At 68.0% G+C, this 2,325-nt stretch carries 2 protein-coding genes; both read right to left on the bottom strand.

Going from position 1 to position 2,325, the window contains the following annotated elements; all coding sequences use genetic code 11:
- Window positions 1–315 precede the first annotated feature (315 nt).
- Entirely contained in the window at window positions 316–732 is a 417-nt protein-coding gene (locus tag AB0M65_RS40750; protein ID WP_364041010.1) for a DUF3040 domain-containing protein, read from the bottom strand.
- Between the two features lie 196 nt (window positions 733–928).
- The gene (gene dinB / locus AB0M65_RS40745; RefSeq protein ID WP_364041013.1) at window positions 929–2,146 is read right to left on the bottom strand and encodes a DNA polymerase IV; all 1,218 of its coding nucleotides are present in this window, start codon (window positions 2,144–2,146) and stop codon (window positions 929–931) included.
- Window positions 2,147–2,325: the final 179 nt, after the last annotated feature.

Raw genomic sequence — 2,325 nt, 5'->3', positions numbered from 1 at the left:
GACTCCTTCCCTCGGCTGAGCCGAGGGAAGGGGGCCTTCACGCGCGACCGCTGCACCTGGGGCCACAGCGGCGACCCCGAAAGTAGCGAAGGCTCCTTGACGACCTTCAGGGTAGGCAAAGAGACCTTCACGGACCGGGCCCACGATCAGCCGCAGCCAAATCCAGTAGGTACCCAAGACACTCTTGGCCCTGACGACCAAAACACTCACGACCCCCGGACCGGCCACGACGTCCTGGACGCATGACAACGCGACATGACAACGCGAACATGCCGACGGGACAGTGTCCCGTCGGCATGTTCGCGTGTGTGAGAGCTACTGCTCCTCGAAGCGCTGGCGGAAGCGCTCTTCCATGCGCTGGGTGAACGAGCTCCGGCGCGTGGACGGCTTGCCGCCCCCTCCGCCGGCTCCCGAGCCACCATCGCCGCTCTTACCGCCTTCGCTTTCGGCACCTTGCCGTATCGACGTGACGGCCATCATGACTCCGAAGAACATCACGAGGAACCCGAGCACGCTGATCACCGGGATCTCGGCGACCCGGATGTTGACCACCACGCCGAGCACCAGTAGTGCGACACCGACCACGAACAGGGCTACACCCTGGATACGCCGTCGGCGGGCGGGTCGGCGCAACCGGGTGCCTCGCACCGTGGATGCGAACTTGGGGTCCTCGGCATAGAGCTCGCGCTCGATTTGATCGAGCAGCCGCTGCTCATGCTCGGAGAGTGGCATCTTTCCTCCTCCGGCACAGCTGTCGCGGGCGCCGGGCCGCGCAACGTCATGGACCCAACAGACAACCCCAGGCGGGGTGTCTCTGTCCAGGATACGAGCCCCGCGCTCGTCCGACTACCCGATCCCGTATCCAGAAGGGATCGAATTGGCCGAAACCACCCGACTCGCCCTCTCGAAGACGGTCGGACGGGAGAAGTCACTGGTCACGGGGTGTCAGTAGTGACGCGGGCCGCACCGCGGCCGAGCCGAACTTCGACCTCGCGACGTCGGCGGCGACTTCCGCATCCCGCCATCGGGGTTCGGGTGAGTCGAAAAGTAGCTGTTCTCCATCACTCTCCGTGTCCAGGCCCTCGACTCTTACGCCGATCAGGCGGACCGCACCCGTCGGCGCGTGCTCGGCGAGCAGCTCGACGGCGGTGCGATGGATGTCGCGGGCCACGTCCACCCCGACGGCGGTTGTCCGGGCGCGGGTGATGGTCTTGAAATCGGCGAACCGGACCTTGATCGACACCGTCCGCCCCCGCAGCCCCCGGCGGCGCAGGGTGGCGGCGACCCGCTCCGACAGCCGGAGCAGTTCCAGCCCGAGCATCGCGCGGTCGTGGAGGTCGACGTCGAAGGTCACTTCGGCGCCGATCGACTTGTCCGGCGTCTCCGGCACGACCTCGCGTTCGTCGTGCCCGTTCGCGAGCGCCCACAGGTGCTCCCCCAGCGCCCGCCCCAGTGAACGCCTCAGCCGGGGCAGCGGCGCGGTGGCGACGTCGGCGATCGTGCCGAGGCCCAGCTGACTCAGCTGCTCCTCGGTGCGCTTGCCGACGCCCCACAGCGCCGACACGGGCAGCGGGTGCAGGAAAGCGAGCGTCTCGGCCGCCGGGACGACGACCATGCCGTCCGGTTTCGCCATCCCGGACGCGAGTTTCGCGACGAACTTGACCTTCGCGACGCCGACGGAGCAGTTGATCCCGTGCTCGGCGGCCACCCGCTCCCGGATGAGCGCACCGAGCCGCGCGGGCGTGGAACCCAGCCGCTTCAGTGCTCCGCTGACGTCGAGGAAGGCCTCGTCCAGGCTCAGCGGCTCAACCAACGGCGTCAGCTCCCGGAAGACCGCCATGACGCCCTTCGACACGTCACCGTAGAGGCCCGGCGTCGGGGTGATGCAGACCAACTGGGGGCAGAGCCGTTTGGCGGTCGAGAACGGCATGGCCGACCGGACACCGAACTCACGTGCCGGATAGCTCGCGGCCGCCACCACCGACCTGGGGCCGCCGCCGGAGACGACCACCGGTTTGTCCACCAGTTCCGGACGCGTACGCAGCTCACACGACACGAAGAAGGCGTCCATGTCGACGTGCAGTATTCCGCAGCCGGTGTCGTCGGGCCAGGTGGTGGCGCCGGTCGTCACGCGGTAGCGGGCCATCCCGCCGGGCAGTGCAGTGTTCATTTGTCGCGCGCTGCCGGAAACGTTTTGCCAGGGCGCACGTGCTCGACGTCAGCTGCGGTGGTCATGGAGGCGCCGGTAGTGCTGGGCGAGCACCGATCCGCTGGAGATGTCGAACGCGGCGAACAGGCTGGTGGTGCCATGCCGGACGTAGTCGT

It is taken from the genome of Amycolatopsis sp. NPDC051071 (assembly GCF_040682875.1).
GTDB lineage: Bacteria > Actinomycetota > Actinomycetes > Mycobacteriales > Pseudonocardiaceae > Amycolatopsis.
The sequence above is the reverse complement of the archived record's forward strand: the minus strand, read 5'-3'. Positions and strand labels throughout refer to the sequence as shown.

Excerpts from the sequence above, each read along its gene's own strand:
- AB0M65_RS40750 (WP_364041010.1), bottom strand. The coding sequence starts at position 732 with ATGCCACTCTCCGAGCATGAGCAGCGGCTGCTCGATCAAATCGAGCGC.
- dinB (WP_364041013.1), bottom strand. The coding sequence starts at position 2,146 with ATGGCCCGCTACCGCGTGACGACCGGCGCCACCACCTGGCCCGACGAC.